The 24,969-nt window shown below is 49.1% G+C and carries 22 protein-coding genes; 16 read left to right on the forward strand and 6 right to left on the reverse strand.

Annotation, left to right across the window (positions count from 1 at the left end; all coding sequences use genetic code 11):
* Positions 1-38: 38 nt before the first annotated feature.
* Positions 39-545, reverse strand: coding sequence for an antibiotic biosynthesis monooxygenase (locus AXG56_RS01105; RefSeq protein WP_008634803.1), 507 nt, complete (start codon positions 543-545; stop codon positions 39-41).
* A gap of 96 nt (positions 546-641) precedes the next feature.
* On the opposite strand from AXG56_RS01105, the gene AXG56_RS01110 reads away from it, so the two are divergent.
* The 4 genes from AXG56_RS01110 (at position 642) to hemY (ending at position 6,295) form a co-directional block, all read left to right on the forward strand.
* On the forward strand, positions 642-2,786 hold the full coding sequence (locus tag AXG56_RS01110; RefSeq protein ID WP_235601454.1) for a transglycosylase domain-containing protein: 2,145 nt from the start codon (positions 642-644) through the stop codon (positions 2,784-2,786).
* A 115-nt stretch (positions 2,787-2,901) separates the two neighbouring features.
* A complete protein-coding gene (hemE, locus tag AXG56_RS01115; protein ID WP_008638874.1) occupies positions 2,902-3,951 on the forward strand; it encodes a uroporphyrinogen decarboxylase in 1,050 nt (349 codons plus the stop codon).
* Between the two features lie 2 nt (positions 3,952-3,953).
* Entirely contained in the window at positions 3,954-4,880 is a 927-nt protein-coding gene (gene hemH / locus AXG56_RS01120) for a ferrochelatase (protein ID WP_062512856.1), read from the forward strand.
* A gap of 8 nt (positions 4,881-4,888) precedes the next feature.
* A complete protein-coding gene (hemY, locus tag AXG56_RS01125) occupies positions 4,889-6,295 on the forward strand; it encodes a protoporphyrinogen oxidase (protein WP_062512858.1) in 1,407 nt (468 codons plus the stop codon).
* Between the two features lie 32 nt (positions 6,296-6,327).
* Here hemY and AXG56_RS01130 read toward each other — a convergent pair whose 3' ends face one another.
* Positions 6,328-7,257 (reverse strand): nucleoside hydrolase, encoded by a 930-nt coding sequence (locus AXG56_RS01130; protein WP_062512861.1) that lies wholly within the window; start codon positions 7,255-7,257, stop codon positions 6,328-6,330.
* Positions 7,258-7,438: 181 nt separating this feature from the next.
* Between AXG56_RS01130 and AXG56_RS01135 the strand changes: the two genes are divergently transcribed.
* The gene (locus tag AXG56_RS01135) at positions 7,439-8,452 is read left to right on the forward strand and encodes a LacI family DNA-binding transcriptional regulator (RefSeq protein WP_008638866.1); all 1,014 of its coding nucleotides are present in this window, start codon (positions 7,439-7,441) and stop codon (positions 8,450-8,452) included.
* Positions 8,453-8,549: 97 nt separating this feature from the next.
* Here the strand turns inward: AXG56_RS01135 and yhfH are convergent, their stop codons facing one another.
* Positions 8,550-8,678 carry a protein YhfH gene (yhfH, locus tag AXG56_RS19050; protein ID WP_081694921.1) on the reverse strand — a complete coding sequence of 43 codons (129 nt, stop codon included), beginning with the start codon at positions 8,676-8,678 and terminating at the stop codon, positions 8,550-8,552.
* 119 nt (positions 8,679-8,797) lie between these two features.
* Between yhfH and AXG56_RS01140 the strand changes: the two genes are divergently transcribed.
* The 4 genes from AXG56_RS01140 to AXG56_RS01155 all read left to right on the forward strand — a co-directional run bounded on the left by AXG56_RS01140 (position 8,798) and on the right by AXG56_RS01155 (position 13,536).
* Positions 8,798-9,529, forward strand: coding sequence for an MBL fold metallo-hydrolase (locus AXG56_RS01140; protein ID WP_062512862.1), 732 nt, complete (start codon positions 8,798-8,800; stop codon positions 9,527-9,529).
* Positions 9,530-9,598: 69 nt separating this feature from the next.
* Positions 9,599-10,600, forward strand: a complete 1,002-nt coding sequence (locus AXG56_RS01145; RefSeq protein WP_008638860.1) for a lipoate--protein ligase — start codon at positions 9,599-9,601, stop codon at positions 10,598-10,600.
* Between the two features lie 138 nt (positions 10,601-10,738).
* Positions 10,739-12,277: a fatty acid--CoA ligase family protein gene (locus AXG56_RS01150; protein ID WP_062512864.1), complete on the forward strand. Its 1,539-nt coding sequence runs from the start codon at positions 10,739-10,741 to the stop codon at positions 12,275-12,277.
* Positions 12,278-12,603: 326 nt separating this feature from the next.
* Positions 12,604-13,536 (forward strand): hypothetical protein, encoded by a 933-nt coding sequence (locus AXG56_RS01155; RefSeq protein ID WP_062512866.1) that lies wholly within the window; start codon positions 12,604-12,606, stop codon positions 13,534-13,536.
* A 329-nt stretch (positions 13,537-13,865) separates the two neighbouring features.
* Here AXG56_RS01155 and AXG56_RS01160 read toward each other — a convergent pair whose 3' ends face one another.
* Positions 13,866-14,324, reverse strand: a complete 459-nt coding sequence (locus AXG56_RS01160) for a DUF3939 domain-containing protein (protein WP_026578345.1) — start codon at positions 14,322-14,324, stop codon at positions 13,866-13,868.
* 24 nt (positions 14,325-14,348) lie between these two features.
* On the opposite strand from AXG56_RS01160, the gene AXG56_RS01165 reads away from it, so the two are divergent.
* Both AXG56_RS01165 and AXG56_RS01170 read left to right on the forward strand, forming a co-directional pair.
* The gene (locus AXG56_RS01165; RefSeq protein WP_152413410.1) at positions 14,349-14,570 is read left to right on the forward strand and encodes a hypothetical protein; all 222 of its coding nucleotides are present in this window, start codon (positions 14,349-14,351) and stop codon (positions 14,568-14,570) included.
* Between the two features lie 124 nt (positions 14,571-14,694).
* Positions 14,695-15,198: a competence protein ComK gene (locus AXG56_RS01170; protein WP_152413409.1), complete on the forward strand. Its 504-nt coding sequence runs from the start codon at positions 14,695-14,697 to the stop codon at positions 15,196-15,198.
* Here AXG56_RS01170 and AXG56_RS01175 read toward each other — a convergent pair.
* Positions 15,143-15,535 (reverse strand): hypothetical protein, encoded by a 393-nt coding sequence (locus tag AXG56_RS01175; protein ID WP_062512868.1) that lies wholly within the window; start codon positions 15,533-15,535, stop codon positions 15,143-15,145. The genes AXG56_RS01170 and AXG56_RS01175 overlap by 56 nt on opposite strands.
* 216 nt (positions 15,536-15,751) lie before the next feature.
* On the opposite strand from AXG56_RS01175, the gene AXG56_RS01180 reads away from it, so the two are divergent.
* The 5 genes from AXG56_RS01180 to AXG56_RS01200 all read left to right on the forward strand — a co-directional run bounded on the left by AXG56_RS01180 (position 15,752) and on the right by AXG56_RS01200 (position 24,612).
* Complete coding sequence (locus tag AXG56_RS01180; RefSeq protein ID WP_008638837.1) at positions 15,752-16,393, forward strand: TVP38/TMEM64 family protein; 642 nt, start codon at positions 15,752-15,754, stop codon at positions 16,391-16,393.
* Between the two features lie 61 nt (positions 16,394-16,454).
* On the forward strand, positions 16,455-16,991 hold the full coding sequence (gene lepB, locus AXG56_RS01185) for a signal peptidase I (RefSeq protein WP_008638835.1): 537 nt from the start codon (positions 16,455-16,457) through the stop codon (positions 16,989-16,991).
* A gap of 133 nt (positions 16,992-17,124) precedes the next feature.
* On the forward strand, positions 17,125-20,625 hold the full coding sequence (gene addB, locus AXG56_RS01190; RefSeq protein WP_062512870.1) for a helicase-exonuclease AddAB subunit AddB: 3,501 nt from the start codon (positions 17,125-17,127) through the stop codon (positions 20,623-20,625).
* Positions 20,625-24,341, forward strand: coding sequence for a helicase-exonuclease AddAB subunit AddA (addA, locus tag AXG56_RS01195; protein ID WP_062512873.1), 3,717 nt, complete (start codon positions 20,625-20,627; stop codon positions 24,339-24,341). Before addB ends, addA begins: the two co-directional genes overlap by 1 nt.
* Positions 24,325-24,612, forward strand: coding sequence for an HNH endonuclease (locus tag AXG56_RS01200; protein ID WP_008638821.1), 288 nt, complete (start codon positions 24,325-24,327; stop codon positions 24,610-24,612). Before addA ends, AXG56_RS01200 begins: the two co-directional genes overlap by 17 nt.
* A 99-nt stretch (positions 24,613-24,711) precedes the next feature.
* On the opposite strand, the gene AXG56_RS01205 is transcribed toward AXG56_RS01200, so the two are convergent.
* Complete coding sequence (locus AXG56_RS01205; RefSeq protein ID WP_008638817.1) at positions 24,712-24,930, reverse strand: spore germination protein; 219 nt, start codon at positions 24,928-24,930, stop codon at positions 24,712-24,714.
* Positions 24,931-24,969 lie beyond the last annotated feature (39 nt).

Raw genomic sequence — 24,969 nt, forward strand, 5'->3', positions numbered from 1 at the left:
AAAAAAGTGAGCGGCCTCGTGCCGCTCACTTTTCTATACTACCCGTCAAGCTGTGTCATATGGTATTTGGTGATATAAGCGTCACCGTCGATGAAAGAAGGCTTCTTGGCGTGCTTCGGTCCGGACTTCTTATGGGCATCGTCAAAGGATTTGGAGTTCTTCCAATCTTCAAAATCCTGTTCGTTCCGCCACTGGGTGAAGACGACATAGGTGTTACCTTTCAAAGGACGGAGGATGCGGATGGCTTGAAAACCTTCGCGCTGTTCCACATTTCCAGCCCGTTGTTTGAAGCGGTCCTCGAATACGGGACGGCCTTCGTCGCTGACAGGGATGTTATTCATGACCACGAAGCCGTCCGCTTGAACGGTTCCGACGTGGTCGACGGTTTCATAATCCCGTCCTTCTTCAAAGATGGATGTATCCTCCCCTTCATAATAAGCGACGGTCTTATCTCCGTCCTGCATGAAAAACAGAGGGGCTTGTGGATGCTGCTCTTTCAGTTTGGATAGATAGTTTAATGTACCATGCGTCATCGAAACCTTCATAACCGATGTCTCCTTTCTTCACGTTGGTTCCAGTTTACCAACCGCCGATCCACCATGGCAAGCAGGAAGGAGAATAGCAGGAAAGGATGCAAATAGTTGAACTTCAAGAAAATAACAGAAAAACTGCCGCCGTGGAGCAAACGGTTGAAGTGGCCGGGCATTGTCCTTGGTTCCTTCTTCCTGCTTGCACTCATCGGCTATATGACGATTCTTTTCGGCGGCCGGTTTGTTGTAGAGGAAGAAGATTTGATATTGAATGAAATGACGACGGTAGAAACGCCGGATGGAGACGTCATCGAGCGGATCTATACGGAGAATCGTCAGGTCGTCCCGATCTCCCAAATTCCGGAGCACGTGCAGGAAGCTTTCATCGCAGTGGAGGACAGCCGCTTCCGGGACCATTCCGGTGTAGACTTTAAAGGCATTATGCGAGCCGTCTATAAAGATATTATCGCCATGAAGAAAGTGGAAGGAGCGAGTACGATCACCCAGCAGGTGGCGAAGAACCTGTTCCTCTCCAATGAGAAGACGTGGATGAGAAAGACGAAAGAAATGATGGCGGCTTCCTACCTGGAAAGGAATTACACGAAAGATGAGATATTGGAACTGTATTTGAACCGAATTTATTTCGGGGAAGGCGCTTATGGAATTGAGGCCGCTTCCCAGGATTACTTCCAGACATCCGTGGAAAATTTGACCGTGGCTCAAGGAGCCCTGCTCGCTGGACTTCCGAAAGCACCAAACACGTACTCTCCTTTTGATCATCCGGAAGAAGCGGAACAAAGAAGAAATGTTGTACTTTCCCGTATGTATGACGTGGGCGCCATTGACGCTGCCACGATGAAGCAGATGCAGGGATCGACACTTGCTGTTGAAAAAGACGACGAAGAGCCGGAAACGTGGTCGAACAGTTATGTGGATCTCGTCATCGATGAAGCAGCGGATCGGTACCATATTTCCCGTGATGAACTGAAAAGGGGAGGATACCGAATCATCGTAGAAATGGATCCGGAGATTCAAAAGATCGCAGCAGGGGAAATGAAGAATGGGGAATTCGTGCCCGGATCAGCGGGAGAAGTCGAAGGTGCTTTCACGTTGATGGATCATCGAACCGGTGCGTTGGTAGCCGTGGTCGGAGGACGCAATTTCCAGCATGGAGACTTCAACAGGGTACAGGCGAAGCGGCCCCCGGCCTCCACCATTAAACCGCTGGCGGTGTACGGGCCGGCTCTTATGACCGGCGACTATGACCCGTTCTCCCTTTTGTCCGATGAGTTTCAGGGGTTCGGAGATTTTGAACCGAAGAATCATGATGGTCAATATGACGGGGAAGTTTCCCTGTATCAGGCCTTGATGGAATCAAAGAACGTATCCGCCGTCTGGCTGCTCGATAAAATCGGAATATCCTATGCAAAAGGGTACTTGGATAAGCTTGGCCTTCCGACGAAAGATAAAGGTCTTGCTATCGCACTGGGAGGTTTGTCGACCGGCTACTCGCCTATACAAATGACAGAAGCTTACGGCGCCTTTCCGGAAGGAGGAGCGGTACGGGACAGCTACACGATTCGGAAGATCCTCGACCGGAATGATGAAGTCATCCATGAGCATAAGCCGTCTGTAACGAAAGTGTTTGATGCGCAGACGTCCTGGTATATGACGGAAATGCTGCAAGCGACAGTGGAAGAAGGTACAGCTGATGCTGGAAATTATCCGAAGGCGCTTGCGGGCAAGACGGGCACGAATGGTAAGAAGGATGTATGGTTCACAGGCTATACCCCGCAGTACGCAGGCGCTCTTTGGATGGGCTATGATGAGAGCGGAGGCAATCAGGTCCTGAATGGGAGCAGTGTATATCCGACACGGTTGATGAAAGAAATTCTTAGCCGGATCGATCAGCAGCAACCTCTGCAGGAAACGTTCGATAAACCGGACGGCGTGGAGAGCCTGCCTGATCCAATCGAACTGCCGGTCATTGATGATGCCCGTGCTGATGCCGGGTTTGGCGGTATTGCTTCGTTCCGGCACACGATCACCTGGTCTGTACCTGAGGATGACCGGATTATCTACCGTATTTTTAAAATGGAAAACGGAGAAGATGTTAAGGTTGGAGAAGTGACTGGTAAAGGAGAATACAAGATCAATGGATTCCGTCTGTTCCAGCAGGAATCGTACTATATCGTCCCTTATGACCCATTGACAGGGAAAGAAGGACGCCGGTCCAACGTCGTTACCTTCGGATGACTCGTGTTAAAAAGTACAAAATAGTGACAAATTATCCTTTTTTCTATACACATAAAAGATAAATCGTTATAGTTGAAAGCGGATAAATGATGAACGTGATAAAGGAGTCCTTAGGATGAATAAAATCGAAAACGATACGATATTGAGAGCATTTCGAGGGGAAGAGACGGATCATACTCCGGTCTGGTTTATGCGTCAGGCCGGACGTTCCCAACCGGAATATCGGAAATTGAAAGAGAAATATTCGCTGTTCGAAATTACTCATGAACCGGAGCTTTGTGCTTATGTAACAAGGCTTCCGGTTGAACAGTACGGGGTGGACGCAGCTATCCTTTATAAAGACATCATGTCTCCGCTCCCGGCGATCGGTGTCGATGTCGAGATCAAGAAAGGCATCGGGCCGGTGATTCATAACCCGATCAAAAGTAAAGCGGATATCGAGAAACTAGGGTCCATCGATCCGGAGTCGGATGTACCTTATGTCATGGATACGATCCGGCTGCTTACGAGAGAACAGCTGACCGTACCGTTGATCGGTTTCAGCGGGGCACCTTTCACTCTCGCAAGCTATATGATTGAAGGCGGACCGTCCAAAAACTATAATAAGACGAAAGCGTTGATGTACAGTGAGCCGATGACTTGGTTCAAGCTGATGGAGAAATTGGCGGACATGGTGATTACCTATGTGAAGGCGCAGGTCGCCGCTGGTGCGAAAGCGATCCAGATCTTCGATTCCTGGGTCGGTTCCCTTAATGTTGAAGACTACCGCACTTATATCAAGCCTGTCATGGAGCGGATCTTCTCGGAATTGAAAGAAGAAGGTGTCCCGTTGATCACGTTCGGTGTCGGTGCCCGTCATTTGATCAACGAATGGAATGACCTTCCTGTGGACGTCATCGGTCTCGACTGGAGAATGTCGATTACAGAAGCAAGAGAAGCCGGAATCACAAAACCGCTTCAGGGCAACTTGGATCCTTCCCTTTTGCTTTCGGACTGGGAAGTGATCGAGGAGCGTGCCAAACGTATCATTGATGAAGGCAGGAAGCATCCCGCCCATATCTTCAACCTTGGTCACGGTGTGACGCCGGACATCAAGCCTGAAACGCTGAAGCGATTGACGAATCTGATTCATGATTATTCGAAAAAGAGCGGAAGAGGTGTATAAGCATGGCAAAAAAACGCATGGGGCTGTTAGTGATGGCCTATGGAACGCCCTATAAAGAAGAGGACTTGGAAAGATACTACACTCATATACGCAGAGGACGTAAACCGTCTGAAGAACTGCTTCAGGATTTGCGCGAGCGGTATGACGCCATCGGCGGCATATCTCCTCTTGCTAAAATTACAGAAGACCAAGGAAAAGCTTTGGAAGATAAGTTGAATGGTATCCAGGATGAAGTGGAATTCAAGCTTTACCTTGGATTGAAACATATTGAACCGTTCGTGGAAGATGCGGTGGCGCAAATGGCGCAAGACGGGATTACGGAGGCTGTCTCCATCGTTCTCGCCCCACACTATTCCACGTACAGCGTCAAATCATATAACGGTCGCGCAAAAGAAGAAGCGGACAAACACGGCATTTCCATCCAATCTGTCGAGAGCTGGTACGATGCAGAAGGATTTATCAATTATTGGAGCGGCGTTATTGAAGCGGAGTATGCCAAGATGGATGAAAAAGAACGGGAGAAGGCGTGCTTGATCGTATCTGCTCACAGCCTGCCGATGAAAATTCTTGAAGGCGGCGATCCATACCCGGATCAGTTGAAGAAGACAGCAGAACTCATCTCTGAATCTACAGGAATTAAACAATATGAAATCGGTTGGCAGAGTGAAGGGAACACCCCGGATCCGTGGATCGGTCCGGACGTGCAGGACTTGACGAAAGAGCTGTATGAGAAGAACGGTTACACCAGCTTCGTCTATGCTCCCGTCGGTTTCGTATCGGATCATCTCGAAGTTCTGTACGACAACGACTATGAGTGTAAAGTCGTCTGTGACGAAATTGGAGCGAATTACTATCGTCCGGAAATGCCGAATACCAATCCTCAATTTATTCAGACCTTGGCCGAAGTCGTCTTGGCTGAAGTAGAGTAGGGATACGGATGGGACAGAAGAAGGATGTTGTTGTCATCGGTGGCGGTATCACCGGTTTAACGGCAGCTTATTATCTTCAGAAAGAGGCGAAGTCTTCCGGGAAGGACATGAATGTTCAGCTCATGGAAGCCGGTGATCGCCTCGGAGGTAAAATTCATACGTATCAGAAGGATGGTTTCACGATTGAGCGTGGCCCCGATTCTTTCCTTGAGAGAAAAGAAGCCGCAGGGCGCTTAGCAAGGGAGGTAGGCCTTGAAAGTGAGCTTGTTCCAAACGGGACCGGTCAGTCGTACATTCTTGTGAACGGCAGGCTTCATAAGATGCCGAGCGGTTCCTTTATGGGAATACCCACCAGGATTCGGCCGTTTCTTTTTTCCGGACTGTTTACTCCGGCAGGCAAAGTGCGGGCGGCGATGGACTTGATCAAATCGAAGAAAACCGTGGAAGGCGATCAGTCGCTCGGACTTTTCTTCCGCCGCCGTCTCGGCAATCAGGTTGTCGAGAACCTGGTAGAGCCGCTGTTATCGGGAATCTATGCCGGAGATATCGATCGATTGAGCATGCAGGCCACGTTCCCTGATTTCTACGATTTGGAGCAGGAATATGGCAGCTTAATCAAAGGACTTCGTGCCACGCGGAAGATCCCGAAGCCTGTCAAAGGACAGAAGAAGCCGAGTGCTTTCCGTACGCTGAAGCGCGGACTTGGTTCACTCGTTGATGCGGTTGAGGATCATTTAGAACCTGGCTCTGTTCATAAAGGGACAGGTGTCGATCATATTGAAAAGAAAGAGGAAGGGTATCACCTTCTCTTAAGTAACGGCACGGTCAAACAGGCAGATGCGATCGTTCTGGCGGTTCCGCATTTCGTTGTCCGCCGTTTGTTCTCGCAGTATGATTTCTTCGAGCCGTTTAAGGAGAAGAATGCAACGTCTGTCGCCAACATTGCGATGGCTTTTGACGCATCTGCTATTAAGAAGGATATTGATGGGACGGGCTTTGTCGTGTCGAGGAACAGTGATTTCCGAATCACTGCTTGTACGTGGACCCACAAGAAGTGGCCGCATTCCACCCCTGATGGGAAAGTCCTTCTGCGCTGCTATGTCGGGAAACCGGACGATCAGGAAGTGGTCGATCTGTCAGACGAGCAGATAGAAGCGTTAGTCCTTAAGGATTTGAACAAGACGATGAACATAACGGCAGCCCCTGAATTCTCCGTTGTCACCCGCTGGCATCACGGTATGCCGCAATACAAAGTCGGTCATAAGGATCGACTGAAGCACGTGACGGAAGAAATGGCCGAACACCTGCCGGGGGTGTATCTGGCTGGTGGTTCTTTTTACGGTATCGGTCTGCCGGACTGTATCGATCAAGGAGAAGCGGCTGTCCGGAAAGTCGTGGACTATTTGAATAACTAACTGGAGCTGTCGCACACGTGCGGCAGCTTTTTCTATGCCAACACCTTCATGATGTCGTCGAGGAAAAGCTCCTTATTGAAATCAAGGGCGATGGTGTGGACCGGTGATCCCGGTACCTTCTCCGGAGCGGCGCGGAAATCAGCATAGGTCAGCCCTTTAGATGGACCGGCAGTTACGACTTCGACCTGTTTATGGACGACCTGGTAGTACTCCGGATGCATTAAATAGGAGAAAACAATTAGATCGTGCAGAGGTGCACCGCCTGCATCAGGCAGAATTTTCTCGTACTGTTTGCTGTAGTAGCGGATCATCGGAATAAGGATGCTGCTATATGGACCGGACGCCTGCTTCGCAATGGATTCAATCATGTGATCCGGAATAATAGCCCGGTTGCTGACGTTTAACGGGAGGAGCGTCGTATTGCGGCTGTTGGATATGACCGTCGCGGCTGCGTGTGGGTCGCCGTATATATTTGCTTCTGCAAGCGGCGTTCGGTTTCCGGGAACGAGGAAAGCTCCGCCCATAAGAAGCGTCTGTTTCACTTTCGTTACATTGCTCTCCGCTTGTATGAACGCGAGGGCGAGGGAAGTCAGCCGTGCAAGGCTGATGATGGTCAATTCGGATCGATATTGATCGATGATTTGATAGATTTTCTGGAATGGGTGGATGCGCTGGATGCATTTGTCAGGGACGACAAACCCAAGGCCGTGTACTCCGTGGATGTCATAAAAATACTCGGGAGGATTTCCTGACAGCGGTCTTTTTGCTCCAACAATCACTGGAATTTGCTGCTGGTCGGTCAGGTCAAGCAGGAACGTGATGTTCTTTAAAGCATCTTCCTGGCTGACGTTCCCATAATCTGCAACGATACCTGTAACGGTGATGTCCGGATGGTTAAGTGCATAAAGCAGGGCGAATCCATCATCCACTCCGGGATCTGCGAAAATAAGGACCTTCTCCACGCTTACACTCCCTTTTTTTTCCTTTTAATAATCGTACGTTAAGCGCGCAGCACCTATGATCCATTACATAAAAAGGAAAAAATATTATGATTCGTATAGTGAAAGGGCTTGCAAGATGGCGGAAGGATTAGTATCATGATAATTGGAAACGTTTTCAAGATAACATCAAGGGGGAGTAGGAATGGCTACAATTGAAGATGTAGCAAAACTTGCGGGATTGTCCCGGACAACAGTATCCCGGGTTATCAATGATCAACCTTACGTTACGGAGGAGAAACGCCAGCGTATCCTTCAGGCGATGAAGGAACTGGGATATGTCCCGAACTCTTCTGCTCGAAGGCTCCGCAGTCAAAGGACGGAAACGATCGCTGTGCTCCTGCCTCGTCTCACGAATCCTTTCTTCGGAAACTTAATCGAGGCAATTGAGGAGAAAGCGTCGGAATGGGGTTATCAGGTCATTGTTTGCCAGACACACGATTCCAAGAAAAAAGAAATAGACTATCTGCAGTTGTTGAAAACCAAGCAGGTGGATGGGATGATTATGGCTTCTGTCGTTAATGATTGGAAGGAAGTGGAGCCGTATTTGGAATCCGGTCCGATTGTTTTTTGTAATGAATATATGGACGAGCCGCTTATTCCTATGGTGCATATGGATCATAGGCAGGCCGCCTACGAAGCCACCTCCCATCTCATTGAACAGGGCTGCCGCCATTTTGCTTATGTCAGTGGAGGTCCGGGGTCGCATCTTGTGAGGGAGCGACGGCATGGGTTCGATCAGGCATTGGAAGAAGCAGGAATGGACCTGACGGAAGTGGTTGCTGTTGATTGGGCGATGGATGTGGGGGACGGACAGAAGGTCTTCCATTTCATCAAGGAAGATCATCCATACATCGACGGGGTCTTCACAGGATCAGATGAAGTGGCCGCGGGGCTTATCTATGAATCGGCATCATCGGATTGGAGCATTCCACAAGACCTGGCAGTCATCGGCTTCGATAATCAAATGATTTCCCTTCTGATGGTACCTTCTGTCACGACGGTGGAACAACCTGTCACGGAGATGGCGGATAAAACGGTTGAAATACTGATTCAGCAGCTTCTCCATCCAGGAGCCGTCATGCCGAGAAGGTATGTTTACCCTCATCAATTACTTATCCGCAATTCCACGAAGCGAAAGAAACTCTCCATCCAGTAGAAACTCTGCCGGGTGGTTTTTTTTGTGCAAAAAAAAGAGCAGCCTCGGCTGCTTGAAATCTCCTGTTCTTTCTTATGATATTTGTGGAATAATAAGATTAGCGGGCCGGATGGTCACATTCGTCGCAGAGGTTTCCGTAGCAGTCTGCTTTTTCATCGATAACCTGCCCACAGGTAGAGCAGTGTTTTTTCGGTAGGTTGCGGAAGAATTCTAGAATACTCATCATTTGTAAACGCCTCCAATTACTTTTAATGTAAAATCATTGTATTATAACAATATTCAGAAATCAACCAACTGTTATAAAACAATTGATAAATAGGAAAAAAGATACAGGGAGTGAGTGAATTGAAATTGACAGTAATAGGCTATTGGGGTGCCTTTCCCGGTCCTGGAAGTGCGACGTCCGGCTATTTATTTGAGAAAGACGGCTTCTCCATGCTGGTGGATTGCGGAAGCGGTGTATTGTCCAGGCTCCAGCAGTTTCGGAAACTGGAAGACATAGATGCGGTTGTCCTTTCCCATTATCATCAGGATCATATGGCGGATGTAGGTCCGTTGCAGTATGCGTGGCTTGTTCACAATAACCTGAAACAGACGGAGGAGATCCTGCCGATTTATGGACATCTGGAAGACGAAGAGAAGTTTTCCGCCCTGACCCATCAATACACAGAAGGAATCGCCTATGAGCCGGAGCAGCCGCTGCATGTCGGTCCTTTCCGTATAGACTTTCACCCAACAGCACATCCCGTTCCGTGTTACGGCATGAGGATAACCGATGGAGAGCAGACGGTCGTCTATACAGCGGATACGAGTTATAAAGAAACCTGGGCACGATTTGCTAAGGATGCAGATCTGCTTATTACCGATACGAATTTCTACAAAGGAATGGACGGGAAAGGTCCAGGCCATATGACGAGTACGGAAGCAGCCACGATTGCAAGAGACGCCGGTGTCGATACACTCCTGCTCAGCCATCTCCCGCACTTCGGCTCCTGGACAAAACTGAAGCAGGAGGCGGAGGATGTTTTTTCGGGAACGATCCACCTAGCAGAGGAAGGATGGTCCTGGGATGGGTAAAATCATTGTCTAACTTTGTCGGAACGCTTACAATAAGAGAGGGAATAACGGACTGAAAGGATGAACGGTATGCTTTTTATCGATCATGAAGGAATTAACGATCCAAGAATCAACCTGGCTATTGAAGAGTACGCTTTGAAAAACCTGGATATTAACGAAACGTATCTGCTGTTCTATATCAACGAACCGTCGATTATCATCGGAAAGAACCAGAACACGGTGGAAGAGATCAACACCAATTACGTCGAGGAGAACGGCATCCATGTGGTACGCCGGCTTTCCGGCGGCGGTGCCGTTTATCATGACCTTGGAAACTTGAATTTCAGTTTCATTACGAAAGACGACGGAGACAGTTTCCATGATTTCGCGAAGTTTACAGAACCGGTAACGCAGGCGCTTAAGAAACTCGGTGTCAATGCTGAGTTGTCCGGGCGTAACGATATTGTCGCTGAGGACGGTCGCAAAATTTCAGGAAACGCTCAGTTTTCCACCAGGGGAAGAATGTTTAGTCACGGCACGCTGATGCTGGATTCAGAAATCGAGAATGTCGTCTCTGCCCTGAATGTCAAGACAGAGAAGATAAAATCGAAGGGTATTAAATCCATTCGCAGCCGCGTGGCCAACATCTCTGAATTCATGGACGAAAAGATCTCCATGCAGGAATTCAAAGAATTAATTCTCCGCTATATTTTTGATGTCGAAGACGCAGCCGATGTACCACAGTACAAGCTGACAGAAGACGACTGGGCGAATATCCACAAAATCGCGGAGGAGCGCTATAAGAACTGGGATTGGAATTACGGAAAATCACCGAAATTCAACATTCAGCACACGAAGCGTATCGAAGGTGCCGGCAGTTATGACATTCGTCTGGACGTGACGAAGGGATATATACAGAATGCGAAGATCTTTGGAGACTTCTTCGGCGTTGGTGACATCTCAGAAGTGGAAGATGCGCTGATTGGTACGAAATATGACCGTCAATCGCTTTCTGCGGCTTTAGATGACATGGATGTGTCGTACTACCTTGGGAAGATAACGAAAGAAGATTTTCTGGAAATGATTTATTAAGGAGGACGCCGGTGCGAATAGGACGCACCGGTGTTTTTCTATTATTTTGCAAAAGTTGCTAAATAATTGTCAGTATTTTATAATTATATAGAAAATTAATAAATTGAATGATTATTCATTCATTGAGGAGGAGCATGCATGAACTTAAGCGAACAGCTGTCGCTTACCGCCGGCAGACAGCCCGAGAGCGATGCTTACATATTTCAGGGCAAACGGGTCAGTTACCAGGAGTTTGATTCATCGGTTACGAAATTTGCTGGTGCGTTGTCGCAGCTTGGATATGGAAGCGGGGATCATATCGCGCTTGTGAGTGGGAATAGTCCTCTGTTTATGATCGGTCTTTACGGTTCCCTTCGTGCAGGAGCGACGGTCATCCCGATCAATCCGACTTATACCGTGGATGAAATGAGCTATATTTTAAAGAATGGCGATGTGAAGGCTGTCATTACGATGGACATCCTCCTTGAGCAGTTTGAGTATATGGATGAGTCCCTGGATATCCTTCATTACTTCGCTGCGGACACAGGGTCCGGGATCGATCATTCAGCTTCTTCGCTTTCGGGAAAAATGAAATCGTTTACAAGTGTAGTCGCAGGAGGAGACCCTTTGTTTGAAGGGCCGCCTTTAAACGAAGAGGATGTGGGCGTCATTCTTTACACATCCGGTACGACCGGAAAACCGAAGGGAGCGATGCTCACCCATCGGAACCTGTATTCCAACGCCACAGACGTGGCGGATTACTTAGCGATCAACGCGGAGGACCGTGTCATAGCGACACTTCCCATGTTCCACGTGTTCTGTTTGACGGTCAGCTTGAATGCCCCTTTGATGAATGGTGGAGCGGTGCTCGTCGTTCCTAAATTCTCTCCTCAGGAAGTTTTTGCCGTCGCAGAGGAGCATAAGGCTACCGTATTCGCCGGAGTTCCGACGATGTACAATTATCTGCTCCAAACCGGTGCAGGACAGGAGCCGACATTCCGCCATATGCGTTTGTGTATCTCCGGGGGGTCTTCTATGCCTGTTTCTCTGCTTCAATCTTTTGAAGAGCGGTTTGAAGTGCGTATTTCTGAGGGGTACGGGCTCTCCGAAGCGTCTCCTGTAACCGCATTCAATCCGCTGGACCGTCCAAGGAAGCCCGGTTCGATCGGTATGAATATAAAGAATGTTGTTAATAAAATCGTGGATGAGCTCGGGGAAGAGGTCGACACGGGAGAGGTTGGAGAACTCGTTGTCCAAGGTCCCAACGTCATGAAAGGGTATTATAAGCTTCCGGAAGAGACGGCTGTCACAATCCGCGATGGCTGGCTTTATACGGGAGACATGGCCCGGATGGACGAGGATGGTTATATTTATATCGTCGATCGGAAAAAGGATATGATCATTGTCGGCGGTTACAATGTGTACCCGAGGGAAGTGGAAGAAGTTCTTTACCACCATGAAGATATAACAGAAGCAGCTGTTGTCGGTGCACCCGATCCGGAGCAGGGAGAGACGGTGATCAGTTTTGTCGTTTCAAAGAACCCACTGCTTACGGAGGATCTGCTGAAAAACTACTGCAAGGAAAAACTGGCCAAGTACAAACGTCCTTCAAGAATCGAGTTCATGAAAGAGCTGCCGAAGAATACGACAGGTAAAATCCTTCGCAGGAATCTTCGCGAACAACTCACCAATTCCTGACCGGTGTGGACGGCTTTCATCTAAATACAGTTCTACCACTAAAAGGACGTTTTCTAAGAAAGCGTCTTTTTGGTTGGCTGTTTTTATGGAGAGGAGCAGCGGGATCCGGAAAAAGGACACTTTCCACGTGGGTGGCCGATGAGTCTCCATCGCGTCGCGCTTCCAGGGGCTCACCTGTTGCGCTGATCCTGCTGGAGTCTGCCCGCTTTCCCTCCACCTTCTGGAGGAATTGGCCTTCCGTGATTATTTTGTATGACATAAAATGGGAACCAAAAGCTATCATCCCTCGTAAAAGGTAGAAGAGATAAAAAAGGAAGGTGACTGGAATGGCAGAATTACATGATTTGCTGATGGATGCAAAGAAGAAGATGTACGAAAAAGATCAGCTGGAGCGTAAAAGGGAGAAACGAATCGCAGAAGCGGAGGCGCTTCGGCTTAAGGAGGAGGCACTCCGGCATAAGCTGCAAGAAGAGGAGGAAGACGTAGAGAAACTCGAGAAGATGAGTCTAATGAACCTCTTCGTTACCGTGAGTGGAAGAAAGCTGGAACGGATGGAGAAAGAAAAGCGTGAGGTTGTCGAAGCGCGTCTTAAGTGGAGGGAGGTAAAACAGGCGGTTAAAGAGATTCAGCGGGAGATTTCCGGGATGGAAGCCGCCATCTCTGCACTTGGAAATCCTGAGAGGGAGTACGATCGCTGTTACCAGGAGAAAAAAGCAGATTTGATTAAAAAAGGCAGTCAAAAAGGAAGAAAAATAATAGAGCTTGGAAACCAGCGTTCTTTCCTTCAAGCAGAACTTGTGGAAATAGAGGAAGCTGTAACGGCAGGAAAGCAGGCGGGTTCGGCGTTGGACGAAGCTGCAGCTTCTCTGTCATCAGCAGAGAACTGGGGCGTACTCGATATGGTTGGCGGCGGATTTTGGACAACCGCCGTCAAACATTCCGAACTGGATGATGCGGATCGCTACATCCGAACAGCGCAACAATATTTGCGGACATTCGCAAATGAGCTTGACGATCTTCACGACCATTATGAAGTGAAATTGGAAGTTTCCAGCGGATGGGCTGCAGCTGACTACTTCTTTGACAGTCTGGTCGTTGATTGGTTCGTCCAAAATAAAATTCAAGCATCCCAGAAAGAAGTAGAAGATTTACGAAGCAGGACATATGCAGCTGTTGCAGAACTAGAATCTCTCCATCAGCAATACGAACAGCAGGAAGCGGAATTGAAACGCGAACAGGACCAGGTCATCGGTGCCTGAGGGCGGATAGGTAAGTGGGTATTCGGTTGTAATTTATTTGAAAATTCGCAATGGATTTGCGGAATACCGCAACTTTTTTTCGGTGATATAGGAGAAAGAATATATTACAATAGAATCAGATAAGCGCTGATGCTTATTTATCTCAACTATTTATGATTGGTTGTCATAAATAGGTCAGTAACTTGCTTACTGATGAGTGCAGCGTTGAAAAAGTGCTTTCCTCTCAAAAGAACTTTTTCAAACAATTTATTCCCTCACTCAAAAGTTAACCAGTCGTCTCTTTTTGCCAATGCTCACGTGAGCATTGGTCTTTTTTTTATCCAGATCATTCATCCCCCCGGTTTTTGATAGGTGATCATATATTCCTCTTTTGTCAGATAGAAATCCCTTTCCGGACGATACGGTAACAGGCCGAGTCTCTCCAGCTTATAATAACTTATCCGTTTATATGGATCTCCATCGATGATGGGAAGCTCCTGTGTCTGCTTCATATAGAGATCCAGGGCATGCTGGACCATGTCAATGTCATGAGCCAGGTCCTTATCCTGCTCCTCGAACAGTTGATATGTTTCGCGTGACATGTAAAACGTGTCTTTAGGGACAGCGTGCAGGTAGGGGAAGAGCAGCTCATAATCCAGTGTTAAATCATCCTGGATGAGCACGCTGAGCGGCACTTCTTTCGGTTTCGCGTCGGCATAGGAATGGACGGCTTTCCTGATATCATGAATGGATAGGTCTTTTTGTTCCGGCTCTTTTCCGCCGGTCTGTTTCTTTTTGCGGTTCCACATAATAAATCCTCCTTGGATTTGGTTTTGGAGCGGATCGATTTGGAAAAGGCGGCGATGGATGGCGCAGTTAGCGAGATAGAGGGGATGATCATGTTGGAAAATGACAGACAGAAAGAAAAACAAAAGCTTCAGCCGGAGCTTGAATTCTTCACCTTACTTAACCCCGGCTTCGGTCAGGAGGCCCGTTCTTCAGAAGAAGAAGGAAAAGCAAATGGAAAGATCAATAATTGTAGTATAACAGAGTGAAAAAAAACATTTTTCGAGAAAGTTTAGACTTTTCGGACTATTTTTGGTAAATTGAAGAAGATAAGCGGTCAGTTCGACCTATGTGGATGGACGACCGCAACTTGAATGGAAAGGATTGAATTGGATGACGTATATTCGAATGGAAGATTATGAAATCAATTCCCACACGATGGCGCTGCTTGCAAAAGAAAACGAGGATGGACAAGTCTACACGGAAGTGCTCGAGCTTGGAGACAGGTTTGATATGACCAAGTGCCCGAGCGATATCGTTGATGATTCCTGTCGATATTTTGCAAGCAGTCTGGAAGGACGTCTTGCCGGGACAAAGCAGGTGACCAATTACACGCATAAACCCCCGATTGTGGTTTCCGAAGCCATGAGCATTTACTTCTTCCCTATTATTTCCCCAAAACGCAAGGATTGCACCTGGATTGCCCACAAATACGTTCTCACCTACGTTTCTGAACCCGACCATACGATTACGGTCCATTTTACAAATGGAGAATCCGTGAATCTGCCTGTATCTTATGGGATGTTTGCCAATCAGATTCAGCGCGCCGCCCATCTGCAGGTTATCCTGCAGGACCGGTTCCGCCAGGCTGACCGGATTGCTGAGACCTTCTCATAAGTTCAAATAGGATATTCTCGACCTTTTTCCTTATAGCCGGGTTGAAGTAGTTTCGTTTCTCTTCATACCCGTGGGCAAGGAACAGGAAGGAAGTGAAGGAATCATTACGTCCGGATTCCACGACCTGCAGATTCCGCTGGTCCATCTGCTTTCTCAATTCCTTCCGCTCTTTCCGTGCTTCCACCTCCATCTTTCCAAGCATCTCCATGTAAGGCTCTTTGATTTTGAATTTCCCCTGCTCCATATGTTTTCTGTCCTGCCGGATCACGGTGATCGCCATAGATAGAAATAAGTAGCGGGATGCGAGATCCAGTTCTTGTTGTTTCAAATACCTCATTCCATTCCCCTCCGAAAAGCGAACGTTTGTTCTTGTTTGTATTATACCACGCTGGACCTGTAATTATGCAAGCGGGTTTTTGGGGGAGGAATAAAATGGAATTAAAAATGGGATTACAGGGGCGGGGAATACGTTGAGTTCTGGCGGAGAGCGGTCTTTTTGGTTAAAATAGAAAATAAAGACTGCATCGAAGGCAGGTACATAAGGAGCTGCAACATGAATAGTGTGACGGGAAAGATCGATCAGTGGCGCAACCTTGCTGAGAACGATCAATTATTCGATTATATCATCAGGCAGCTGGAAGGGTTGGAGAAGTTCGGTCCGGTGCCGGGGATCTTATTTCCACTGCTGGAGGCATTTTTGCCTTTTCTTCCGCTGGTTGCATTTGTATTGGCTAATTCGGTGGTGTACGGGTTGTTCAAGGGATTCCTGTACTCTTGGCTTGGTGCTGTTCTTGGATCTATAGGGGTCTTCCTCATTTTCAGACGGCTAGGGGACAAGCGTGTTTTTCAAAAGATCACGAACCAGAAACAGGTCAGGAAGGTCGTTCGATGGGTAGAGGAGCACGGGTTCGGTCCGTTGTTTCTTCTCATGTGTTTCCCATTCTCACCATCCTCGATCATCAATATTGTGTCGGGACTGTCAAACGTCAGTAAGCAGCAATTCATACTCGCTGTTCTGCTGGGGAAATCCGTGATGATCTTTACCATATCCTATATTGGTGCAAGCATTGCCTCGTTTGCGCAGAATCCTATGAAATCGATTGTCGTAGGTGTATGTATCCTTCTCTTCTGGATCCTCGGGAAATACCTCGAGAAGAGAATCCAGAAGAAGATGGACGAAAAAACATACCGCTGAGGTTATTTTCATTCTCGTAAGGGTAGAATGTTTGTAGTATAACTACCTGGAGGATCAGAGGATGAGAAAATACCGCAGAGCTATCCGGATCGTACTTCTCGCACTGGTACTGGCCTTCGTCTTCCGAAACTATTTGTTCGCAAGCTACATCGTAGACGGGGAATCAATGGAACCGACGCTCTATGACGGCAATCTGTTGATGGTGAATAAAGTAGTCTACGACTGGAGTGATGTAGGCAGACAGCAGGTCATTGTATTTCACGCGAATGCCGAAGAAGATTATGTGAAGCGTGTGATTGGTGTTGCCGGAGATGAGGTTGCTGTCAGGGATGATCAACTGTACATTAACGGAAAGAGAATGGATGAAGGGTATCTCGATCCACTGCGTCCACATGACGGAATGCCGTTTACGGAGGACTTCACGCTTGAAGAAGTGACGGGGGAAAAGAAGGTGCCGGATGGTCACATATTTGTGATGGGAGACAATCGGCGCGACAGCTTGGACAGCCGTTACTTCGGTTTTGTTCCAGTAAGGCAGGTGGTCGGAAAGGTCGATGTCCGTTACTGGCCTTTCAATCAGCTGGGAGTGCAATTTTGACAGGTTTCAAGGGACTGCCTTTATCGGCGGTTCCTTTTTTTGTGTCGTGGATGAGCGCTCCAGGCCTCATACATGCCGGGGAAATGATAAAATGAGACATAACATATAAAAAAACAAAAAGGGGAGAAATCGGATGGGAATACGTTTTTTGCTCGGACGTTCAGGAGCAGGGAAGAGCAGCCGCTGTCTTGCGGAAATCGAAGAAAAATTAAAAAAAGACCCGACCGGACGGGCGATCGTGTACATCGTCCCGGAGCAGATGACGTTCCAGCAGGAATACGGCCTGTTAAAACGGGAGGGAGTGGAAGGATCGATACGTGCCCAAGTGTTCAGCTTCTCCCGTCTGGCTTGGCGCGTTCTTCAGGAAACAGGCGGCGGCACGAAGAAATTCATCACCTCGACCGGGGTCCAGATGATGCTCCGGAAAATCGTCGAAGAGCGGACATCGGATTGGCGGGTGTTTCAGAAAGCGGTGGAAAAACAGGGGTTCATTGAACAGCTGGAAACGATGATCACGGAATTCAAACGCTACCGGATCATGCCCGGGGACTTGCAGAATCAAATGGAAGCTCTGGATCAATTTGTCCATCGTACGAGCCAGGAGCAGGGGCTTCGCGACAAACTGGAGGACCTGACATATATTTATGATCGTCTTGTTGATGCACTCCGTGATACGTACATAGACAGTGAAGATCAGTTGGAGCTGCTTGCCTCCAAAGTTCCGGGCGCTTCGTTCTTGGATGAGGCGGATGTGTACATCGATGGGTTCCACAGCTTCACGCCTCAGGAGTACGGAGTAATTGCTGCTCTCTTAGATAAAGTGAAGACCGTCCACGTCACCCTCACGACAGAGCTTCCGGAGGACGAGCAGAATCCTGAGCTCGATCTTTTCCACGAAACGAAGCAGACGTATTTAGATTTGAAAGCTCTCGCAGAAGAAACGGGGGCAAAGGTGGAAGGTGTGGAAATCCTAGATCATAAAGTCGGAAGGATGAAGGAACAGCCGGCCTTTCTTCATTTAGAAGAGTTTTACGATAAGCGTCCGGCACACGCTTTCGAGGGAGAAGTGCCGATCAAGCTTGCAGAAGCGGTCCATCCCCGTGCGGAGGTGGAGGGTGTGGCCCAGGAGATCCTTCACCTCGTTCGCGACCAAGGCTACCGCTACAAAGATATCGCCATCCTCATGCGGGAGCCGGAGGTATATCACAGCGTTATTGAAACGCTGTTTGATGACTATGAAATCCCGGTCTTCATCGACGAGAAACGAACGATGCTCAATCACCCGATGATGGAATTCATTCGCTCGGGCCTCGATGTCGTAGAAGGGAATTTCCGCTATGATGCGGTCTTCCGGCTTCTTAAAACAGGTTTCATCCCGGCGACGGACCGGAAATATCCGCTTTCGGAAGATGCCATTGATGAGCTGGAGAACTATGTGCTGGAATACGGGATCCGTTCCAGGACGCAGTGGTTTTCCGATAACCCATGGGTGTACCAGCGGTTCCGTGGTTTTGAGCAAACGTCTCAGACGGATGAAGAAAAGGAGAAGCAGGCACGCATCAACGCCTACCGTGAACAAGTCCGTTCCGGTCTTCAGGAATTCGATGAGAGTCTGCGGGCAGCGGAGACAATCGAAGAGCGCGCCCGGGCGATTTATTTATGGCTGGAAAGGACCGGAGTGCCGGCACGTCTTGAGAAATGGCGCGATTTCTATGATGAATCCGGGGAGCTGGAGAGAGGCCGCGAGCAGGGGCAGGTGTGGGATGCTTTTTTGCAATTGCTCGATGAAATGGTGGAAATGGCAGGAGAGGAGAAAATGTCTCTTCAGGTCTTCCGCAGTACAATGGAAAGCGGACTGGAGTCGCTGAACTTCGCTCATGTCCCGCCGAGTATGGATCATGTCATCGTAGGTAGTGTGGACCGGTCAAGGATGACAGGTATCAAAGCCGCTTTCCTGCTTGGTGTGACCGATGGTATGTGGCCGATGAAGCCGCCGAGCGATGGAATGATATCTGAAGAGGAACGCTCCCTGCTGGCTGGATTCGGACTGAAGCTCGCAGACGGCAGCAATCGCCAGCTCCTTGATGATCGTTTTTATGTGTATTTGGCATTGACGATGGCACGAGACAAGCTGTGGATCAGCTATCCGTTAAGCAATGAAGAAGGGAAGTCGAAAGTTCCCGCCACGCTCATACAACGTATGGAAGAACTGTTTCCATCCTGCCGGGAGCATGTCCTTCTTCAGGACCCGGATGATTTGTATGATGCGACCCGCTTCATCACAAATCCGGCCAAGACCCGGTCTGCGCTCACCTCGCAGTTCTCCCGCTATTTAAAGGGATATGTCATGCAGCCTGTCTGGTGGGATGTGCTCCATTGGTATATGGAAAACGAACCGGCACATGGTCTGACAAACAGAGTGCTGCAGAGCTTGTTCTATAAAAATAAACCGGTCGATTTGGCCAAGGAGACGACGAAGCAGTTATTCGAGAAGACGGTGAAGACGAGCGTGTCCCGTCTGGAGACCTATCACCGTTGTTCCTACCAATACTTCGCCCAGCATAGTCTTCAGTTGGACGAACGGCGCACCTATAAACTGGATGCGCCGGATATCGGTCAATTGTTTCATGAGGCGCTGAAACAGATCACAGAGTGGGTGCAGTCGGAGGGGCGCGACTTTGCCCAATTGAACCGCATGGAAACAGACCAGTATGCTGCCCAGGCGACCCAACAGCTTGCTCCGATTCTGCAAAATCAGATTCTGCGCAGCTCGAACCGCTATCAGTATATTCAGAAGAAGCTGGAGCAGGTCATCGCCCGCGCGGCATTTGTGCTCAGCGAGCAGGCGAGAAAAAGCAACTTCTCTCCGGTCGGTTTAGAACTCGGGTTTGGTACCGGTGGAGATGCCAAGCTCCCGCCGCTTAACTTCCAGCTTCCGAACGGTTTCGACTTGATGCTGAGAGGACGGATCGACAGGGTCGATAAAGCCCTCTCGGAAGAAGACCTTTATTTACGCATTATCGACTATAAATCAAGCAGCAAAGGACTGAACCTCGTCGATGTTTTTTATGGGTTGTCTCTGCAGATGCTGGCTTATCTGGACGTTGTATTGACGAATGCGGAGAACTGGCTCGGCATGCAGGCGACGCCTGCCGGAGTGCTTTATTTCCACGTTCATAATCCGATGATCACAGGCAAACAGCTGCTGCAGGATGAGAAAATCGAAGAAGAGATTTTCAAAAAGTTTAAGATGCAGGGTCTTCTGCTTGAAAATGAACGGGTCGTCCAGATGATGGATACGGGACTTGAGAAAGGCTACAGCCAGATTGTACCTGCTGCGTTGAAGGCGAACGGCGGATTCTATAAGAGTTCGCAGACGGCGGGCGCCGAACGATTCGAGCAGTTGAAGAACTATATTCGGGAATTAATGGTGGAAGCAGGAACGAAGATTACCGACGGCAGAGTCGACCTTGATCCTTTCCAGAAAAATCAACAGGTCGCCTGTGAGTTCTGTTCCTACCGCTCCGTGTGTCAGTTCGATCCGTCGATGGAAGAACACCAGTACCGTAAACTTCAGGATATGAAGGATGATGATGTACTGGAGAGATTAAGGAAGAAAGGGGGGGATGAGTGATGGTCAGCTGGACGAAAGAACAGGAACGTGCCATCTACACACACGGTTCGGATATCCTCGTCTCTGCGGCTGCAGGTTCAGGAAAGACGGCGGTACTCGTTGAGAGGATTATCCAGAAGCTCCTGCATGCAGAGCGTCCTGTCGATATTGACTCGCTCTTAGTCGTTACATTCACGAATGCGGCAGCGCAGGAAATGCGTAACAGGGTCGGGCAGGCGCTTGCGAAGGCGTTGGAGGCGAACCCCGGGTCCAATCATTTGAAAAAGCAACTTGCGCTGTTACAGAATGCATCGATTTCGACGCTTCACTCCTTTTGTATGGACGTCGTCCGCCGCTATGCTTATATGCTGGATCTTGATCCCGGATTCCGAATTGCGGATACAGTAGAAGCGGATATGATTCAGCAGGAGGTGCTTGAGGAGCTGTTTGAAGAGTGGTATGGGAAAGAAGGAGAAGAACAGGACAAGTTCTTCGATATCGTCGAGCGTTTCTCCAGTGATCGAAGCGACTTGGACATGGAGACACTGATTCTGGATCTTTATACATTCGCGACCCAGAACCCCTGGCCGGAGGAATGGCTTGATGACATGGTCCGCATGTACGATGTAAAGAATGTAGAATCCGAAGCGGATCTGCCTTGGCTTGAACTGTTGAAACAGGAAGTCGTCAGTCAGCTGAAAGCGATGGAGGAAGAAGCCCTTCTTCTGGTGGAGTTGACGAGGGAGCCGGATGGGCCGTCCGCCTATGGAGAAACGGCAGATACAGATTTGGAGTTGATCCAGCACGCCAAAGGGGCGCTTGCCCATTCGTGGGAGGAGATGCAGCGCTTCATGAGCGACCAAAAGTTCGCGGCGCTCTCCCGTAAAAAAATGGACTGCGACCCTGCCAAGAAGGAAAAGGCGAAAAAGGTGCGGGACCGCTATAAGAAACGATGGAATGACCTGCGGGATGAGTGGTTTTCCCGGACGCTCGACAGCTATTTGAAAGATATGCAGGCTCTCTATCCTGTGATGGAACAGCTTGCTGTGATCGTAAAAGACTTTAAAGCAGGATACGAACAGAGGAAGAAGGAACAGGCGCTCGTGGACTTTTCGGATTTGGAGCATTACTGTCTCAACATTCTGCTTCATGAAGAGGCATCACCGGATCGTCTCGTCGCTTCCAGTGTAGCCGAAAGCTTCCAGCGCCAGTATACGGAAGTGTTGATTGATGAATATCAGGATACGAACCTCGTTCAGGAAACGCTGCTTCGCCTTCTTACGGAGGGGGACGAAGCGGGGCACTTGTTCATGGTCGGAGATGTCAAGCAGAGCATTTACCGATTCCGGCATGCCGAACCGGCCTTATTCCTCAACAAATACAAAAAGTATGGAACGGAAGAGTCGGAAGGAGAGCGAATTGATCTTGCACGTAACTTCCGAAGCAGGAAGCAGGTGCTGGATGCGACGAACTACATCTTCCGGCAGGTATTGGATGAGGAAGTCGGGGAAATGGAGTATGAGAAAGATGCCGAACTCATTTACAGTAACGCCATTTATGACGAACTGACAGCCGACGATGCCGATGCTGAGCTTTTCCTGATTGACCGCGAATCCCAGGAAGGAGATGGCGTGGAGGATGAGGGGTACAAAGATTTGGAGAAGGCTCAACTGGAAGCCCGTGCCTATGGAAAGATGATTCGGAAATGGCTCGGTTATGACGGAGATGAACCGCTTCAAGTCGTTGATAAGGAATCAGGAACGAAGCGGCCGATCCAATACAGGGATATTGTCATTCTAATGCGTTCGATGACGTGGGCACCGACCATTGTTGACGAGTTGAAGCAGCAGGGAATCCCGATTTATGCAGAATTATCAACAGGCTATTTTGAGGCCATTGAAATAAAAGTGATGCTCAGCCTTTTGAAAGTTATCGATAACCCGATGCAGGATATTCCGCTCGCCTCCGTCCTGAAGTCGCCGCTTGTCGGACTGAATGAAGACGACCTTGCCCGGATCAGGCTTGCGAAGAAGCGCAGTACGTACTATGAAGCTTTGAAAGCCTATGTGGAAAAAGATGAGCTCGGTCGGAAAATTGATGCGTTTATGACCCAGCTGAAGCGTTTCCGGGAACAAGCGCGTCAAGGAGCCTTGTCCGAATTAATTTGGGCAGTTTTCCGGGAAACCGGATACTATGATTTTGTCGGAGGAATCCCGGGAGGTCGTCAGCGTCAGGCGAACCTCCGTGCTCTTTATGACCGGGCAAGAAGTTATGAGACGACGTCCTTCCGTGGATTGTTCCGATTTCTGCGGTTTATTGAGCGGATGGAAGAGCGGGGCGACGATCTGGGTGCAGCCAAGGCACTCGGGGAGCAGGAGGATGTCGTCCGCATCATGACGATTCACAAAAGTAAAGGGCTGGAATTTCCTGTCGTCATTCTTGGAGCAATGGATAAGCAGTTCAACATGATGGACCTTAAGAACCGCTATCTGCTTCACAAGGATTACGGATTTGGATCCCGCTATATCGATCCGGCTAAGCGGATCATGTATCCGACGCTTGCTTATCATGCGTTGAAGGAGGCGAAGCGCAGGGAGCTCCTCGCAGAGGAGATGCGTGTCCTGTACGTTGCGCTGACAAGGGCAAAAGAGAAGCTTGTCATGGTCGGTAACGTCGCCTCTTTTGAGAAAAAACAGACGAAATGGCAGGAATTTACGGAGGTGAAAGGCTGGACGCTTCCTCCGCATGAACGTTTGGCTGCGAAATCCTATTTGGACTGGGTAGGGCCGGCCCTTATCCGGCACGATGCTGCAGATGAGCTGCGCGGGGAAGTCGGCGTATCGACAGCGGATGAGATCCGCTATGATAATTCCCAGTGGCGTGTACAAATTGCACACGGAAGTGAATTCTCCGAGCTTGATGAGGTGAAGGAGCAGAGGGATGAAGTACTCAAGAAAGCGGTGGAGGAGTGGCAGCCGGTTGCCATGGAAGAGAGTGGCGACAACCTTACTGAACGGCTGAATTTCGTCTATCCTCATGAAAAAGCCGCTTATACAAGGGCGAAGCAGACGGTAACGGAAATCAAACGGCAGCGGGAAACGTTGGACGAATATTCGAGCGACCAGCTGCTCGTCCCCTATCGTCCACCGATTGTAAAACGCCCGCGCTTCATGCAGGAAGAACAAACACTGACGGCTGCAGAACGCGGAACAGCGATGCACGCGGTGATGCAGCACCTCCCGCTGACAAAGGTATGGACACCGCTTCAGGTGGAGGAATATACAGAAAAATTGGTCGACAAAGAAATTCTTCGCAGGGAAGAGGCGGAAGCGGTCGACTTCGCCGCGATTGCTGATTTCTTTCAAACGGATGTCGGTGCGTTTCTTCTCCAGGCGGAAAGCGTAGAACGGGAGGTGCCGTTCAGTTTGACTTTACCTGCAGGAGAGGTTTACAAAGAATGGGACGCAGGTGCAGAGGAACAGGTATTTATCCAGGGGGTCATCGATGCGATTGTCCCTTACAAAGAAGGTTGGATGATCCTCGACTATAAATCAGACAAGCTACCGGACGATCCGCTCGCTGCCGAAAAACAGATGGCCGATCGTTACCGGACGCAGCTGGGATTATATCGTACCGCTTTGGAGAAAATATGGAAGCAGAAAGTACACAAAGCTTGTCTTTACTTCTTTGACAAATCGCTTGTCGTGGAGGTCGATGCTGATGGAGGAGACCTGTGATTTGTGCGGCCGCTCTCCGGTGAAGACAACGGAACACCATCTGGTCCCGAAACAATATGGAGGCACAGATGGTCCGACGGTCATGCTGTGCAGTGCCTGTCACCGTCAAATTCATGCCCATTTCACTAATGAGGAACTGGCAGGCTTCTATCATTCGTTGGAGAGGCTGAAGGATCATCCGGATATGCAGAAATATATCCGCTGGGTGCAGAAGCAGGATCCGGAGAAAAGAATCACCACAAGAAAATCCAACCGACGGAGGCGGAAGTAGACGACATTACCTCTATGCGGAAAAGGAAAAGCCAGGGCGTTTCGCCCTGGCTTTTCCTGGTAGAAGGGCGAGCGCTGTTCGCTCTCGTGTGGGTCGCTTCTACGCGTTGGCTGTAATATTCTGGTCGTTAACGTCCGGGTCAAATGGGTTCGTAGAGCTCAGACCGTTGTTCGTAATGATCCAGTTTCCGGTATTCAGTGCTCCGGAACCGGAATTCGTTTTGGAACTGCTTTTCGGAGACAGATAAAACGAATCTCCAAAGTTGACTACGCCTCCGCCGACGCTGTTGATGCTGATGGGACCGACGATAGCCGGCATCGCAATCGCCTCCTTCGTGGTGCGATTCCTGCGTTATAT

Origin of the sequence: Halobacillus sp. KGW1, from assembly GCF_001592845.1 — a bacterium.
Lineage (GTDB): Bacteria > Bacillota > Bacilli > Bacillales > Halobacillaceae > Halobacillus.